The sequence below is a fragment of the Coleofasciculus sp. FACHB-712 genome, assembly GCF_014695635.1.
Classification (GTDB): domain Bacteria; phylum Cyanobacteriota; class Cyanobacteriia; order Cyanobacteriales; family FACHB-T130; genus FACHB-T130.
Genome location: NZ_JACJOQ010000181.1, coordinates 1 through 4490 on the forward strand (window position 1 = coordinate 1; position 4490 = coordinate 4490).

2 protein-coding genes and 1 pseudogene are annotated in these 4490 nt (G+C 48.1%); all 3 read left to right on the forward strand.

Annotated elements, in window-relative coordinates; genetic code table 11:
• Positions 1 to 1095, forward strand: a 1095-nt coding sequence (locus tag H6F50_RS04955) for an HlyD family efflux transporter periplasmic adaptor subunit (RefSeq protein WP_190426942.1), incomplete at its 5' end; no start/stop codon positions are given.
• Positions 1096 to 1196: 101 nt separating this feature from the next.
• Positions 1197 to 1421: pseudogene (locus H6F50_RS04960) on the forward strand (Uma2 family endonuclease); the annotation flags it as partial.
• A 158-nt stretch (positions 1422 to 1579) separates the two neighbouring features.
• Positions 1580 to 4207 carry an ATP-dependent chaperone ClpB gene (clpB, locus tag H6F50_RS04965; protein WP_190412691.1) on the forward strand — a complete coding sequence of 876 codons (2628 nt, stop codon included), beginning with the start codon at positions 1580 to 1582 and terminating at the stop codon, positions 4205 to 4207.
• The last annotated feature ends 283 nt before the right edge of the window (positions 4208 to 4490 follow it).

The following is a 4490-nucleotide window of genomic DNA, read 5'->3' on the forward strand; positions in this document are numbered from 1 at the left end:
GGGCGTCTGGAAGCCGAACGAACGGGAGGTGCAACTGCCGGAACCGCTTTGCAAGATCAGCTTTTAACCGCTCGCTTACAAGATTTTGAAGCAAAAAGAGCGGGTGCGATCGCAGAAGCGAATCGCCAAATTGCAGTCATCAATGAAGCCAAAGTTCGCCTCACCCGCCTGCAAGAAAATCTCGCCAACGCCAAAACCAACCGAGTCAACGCCGAAACTAACCTCGCCAACAGCAAAAACCTTCTCAATAAAGCCAACAACAGCCTCGCTTTAGCCGAAAAAAGAGAAAAGGCGCTCACCACCCTCCTCATTCCCGGTGCTGTCCCGCGACTCGATTACGTTGACGCACAAGAGAGAGTCGTTAGAGCGGAAGCTGAAGTCACCACAGCCCAAGATAGTATTACGAATGTTCAAAACAAAGTGACGGAAGCTCAGGACAAAATAACCTCCCTGGAAAAAGATATCGCTGCTCAAGCACAAACAATTCGCCAAGCTGAACAAGCGTATCAATCGGTTCGCAATCAGGCAGATCGATTACAGTCTGAGCGCCAGAGTGAAATTCTAACTAAGTTTAACCAGCGCCAAGAAGAACTAACAACCGTTGCCGGTCAGTTGGAGGAGGCGAAAAAGCAGCGACAAGTAGAAACAATTTCCTCGCCGGTTACGGGGACAGTCTACAGCATCAAAGCAACCAACGGGCCTGTACAAGCGGGAGAGGAGTTGTTATCAATTCTTCCCGAATCCGAAGAATTGTTGGTAGAAGTGAAAGTCCTCAACCGCGATATTGGCTTTATCCGTAAGGGAATGAAGGCAAAAGTCAAAATGGCTACTTTCCCGTTTCAGGAATTTGGCACAGTTGAGGGGGAAGTGGTGCAAGTGAGTCCGAATGCGATCGCTGATCAAGAATTAGGCTTAGTTTTTCCGACTCGAATTCAACTTAAACAGCATTCAATTCAGGTGCAAAGTCAAAAAGTCGCCTTTATTCCAGGTATGGCTGCAACTGGAGAAATTATTACTCGGAAAAAATCAGTTCTCACTTTCTTAATTGAGCCGGTAACTCGCCGCTTTAGCGAGGCATTTTCGGTCAGGTCTTAGCTCGGCTTGATCCATTTGCACCAACAACAGGCAGTGATGAATAAAAATTGGGTATCTAAGAGTTAATAAAAGAAATTAATCGTTATGGGCATAAAAATCCAATTGAGAGCGCTAACGAGCGGGGACACTATCCAATTTCACTTCTAGGAGTAGAGTTAGGAATTTGGCAGGGTGAATATCAAAATGCTACGCTGCCCTGGTTGCGCTGGTGGGATCGAGAAGGAAATCTCTTGTTGACGGGTTACGAACGCGCTGAGCATGAAAGTCAACGCGCCGAGCGATTAGCAGCACAGTTACGGGCGCTTGGAGTTGAACCGGAAGCTTAAAAACGGACGGAGATACCTATCTAAAAGCCGTGAACACCGATCCTAAGAGTGTAGCCAGTCTACTTACAATGACTGATAGGGACAGCCATAAGTGGGATGAACTGCAAATTTCTGTATGTTATGGGTGTCTCTAGGGTTTATTAATTGAGTAACTCCTTATGCAACCAACCAACCCCAACCAATTTACAGAAAAAGCCTGGGAAGCCATCACTCGCACCCCAGATATTGTTAAATCTGCCCAGCATCAACAAATCGAAAGCGAACACTTGATGAAATCACTGCTGGAGCAAGAAGGACTCGTCAGCAGTATTCTGAACAAAGCGGGCGTAAATGTGTCGCGAGTCAGAGAACGCACCGAAGATTTCATCAAGCGTCAGCCAAAAACTTCCGGCAGTAGCACCTCAGTTTATGTCGGACGTAGCTTAGATTCTCTGCTGGATCGGGCTGAAGCATTTCGCAAAGAGTATGGAGACGATTTTATCTCCATCGAACACATGATGCTGGCTTATCCCAAAGACGATCGCTTTGGTAAGGCTTTGTTTCAAGAATTTAAGCTGGACGAAAACAAGCTAAGAACTATCATCGCCCAAGTTCGCGGGAGCCAAAAAGTGACTGACCAAAATCCAGAAGGCAAGTACGAATCCTTAGAAAAATACGGGCGCGACTTGACAGAATTCGCTCGCCAAGGGAAGTTAGATCCGGTAATTGGGCGCGATGATGAGATTCGCCGCACGATTCAGATTCTGTCTCGTCGCACCAAGAATAACCCGGTGCTGATTGGGGAACCGGGGGTAGGTAAAACAGCGATCGCTGAAGGTTTGGCACAGCGAATTGTCAGCGGGGATGTGCCGGAGTCGTTGCGCGATCGCAAACTGATTGCGCTGGATATGGGTGCGTTGATTGCGGGTGCCAAATATCGGGGTGAATTTGAAGAACGCTTAAAAGCGGTTCTTAAGGAAGTCACCGATTCTCAGGGCAGCATTATCATGTTCATTGATGAGATCCACACCGTTGTCGGTGCGGGTGCGACTCAAGGCGCTATGGATGCGGGGAACTTGCTCAAACCGATGCTGGCGCGGGGTGAATTGCGCTGTATCGGTGCCACAACCCTGGATGAATATCGCAAATACATCGAAAAAGATGCGGCGCTAGAACGTCGTTTCCAACAAGTTTATATCGATCAGCCCAGCGTAGAAGATACGGTTTCGATTCTGCGGGGATTGAAAGATCGCTACGAAACGCACCATAACGTGAAAATCTCTGATAGTGCGTTAGTGGCTGCGGCTACTTTGTCTACTCGATATATTAGCGATCGCTTCCTTCCAGATAAAGCGATTGACTTGGTAGATGAAGCGGCGGCACGGTTGAAGATGGAAAGTACCTCCAAACCAGAGGAACTCGACGAAATCGACCGCAAGATCCTCCAGTTAGAAATGGAACGGCTATCTCTGCAAAAAGAAAGCGATCCTGCTTCTAGAGAACGGTTACAAAGACTGGAAAAAGAACTTGCCGATCTCAAAGAGGATCAACGAACACTGAATGCACAGTGGCAAGCTGAAAAAGACGTTCTCGAACGCCGCAAAACCCTGAAAGAAGAAATCGACCGGGTGAATGTGGAAATTCAACAAGCAGAACGAGAATACGATCTTAACCGAGCCGCTGAGCTGAAATTCGGCAAGTTGACCGAGTTGCAACATCAGCTAGAAGAGACAGAAGCCCAACTCGTTCAAACTCAGCATAGTGGTAAGTCACTTTTACGAGAAGAAGTCACCGAGTCCGACATTGCTGAAATCATTTCCAAGTGGACTGGTATCCCCATCAGCAAACTCGTGGAATCGGAGAAAGAAAAACTTCTGCAATTGGAAGATGAACTGCACAAGCGCGTGATTGGGCAAGCCGAAGCGGTGACAGCAGTTGCCGATGCCATCCAGCGGGCGCGTGCTGGTTTAGCCGATCCGAATCGCCCAACGGCTAGTTTCATTTTCCTCGGTCCCACGGGCGTCGGGAAGACAGAACTCGCAAAAGCCTTGGCAGCTTACCTGTTCGATACAGAAGAAGCCTTGGTACGGATCGATATGTCTGAGTATATGGAGAAGCACAGCGTCTCTCGCTTAATTGGTGCGCCTCCCGGCTATGTCGGTTATGACGAAGGCGGACAGCTGACAGAATCCATCCGGCGTCGTCCTTACGCAGTGTTGCTGTTCGACGAAATCGAAAAGGCGCACCCGGATGTGTTCAACATCATGCTGCAAATTCTTGATGATGGTCGCGTCACCGATTCTCACGGTCACACCGTAGACTTCAAGAACACGATTATTATCATGACCAGCAATATCGGATCGCAGTTCATCCTAGATGTTGCTAGCGATGAATCCCGTTACGAAGAAATGCGGAGTCGGGTGATGGATGCGATGCGGACAAGTTTCCGTCCGGAGTTCCTGAACCGGATCGACGAGATTATCATCTTCCACGGCTTGAACAAGCAGGAATTGCGGCAGATTGTGCAGTTGCAAGTCAAGCGACTCGAATCACGGTTGAGCGATCGCAAGATGTCCCTGAAACTTTCCGATGCTTCCCTTTACTTCTTAGCGGAAGTCGGATACGACCCCGTTTATGGAGCGCGTCCGCTCAAGCGTGCGATTCAGCGGGAACTGGAAACGCAAATCGCTAAAGGGATTTTGCGAGGCGAATTCAACGACGGCGACACCATCTTTGTCGATGTGGAAAATGAGCGCCTTGCCTTCAAGCGTCTCCCTGCTGATTTACTAGCTACTCAGTCCAGCTAATTGACGCTTAGTTAACCTTTTCCCTCCCAGAAAAGGGGCACTCGATAGGGGAATGGCAATGCCATTCCCCTACAAAACGTGAACTTTACTAATTATTAGACCTCTTGCGGAATTAAGAGAAATAAGCTAGATAGAGGAAGGATTAATTAACAGTTATAAACAACTAAATGAAATATAAACAAGCTTTGTCAAATTCACCATCTGACTTCAAAAGGCTGTATGGAGTGACACCAGAAACGTTTTGGGAAATGGTGCAAGTAGTGCGGGATGCCAAGCAGGGCAG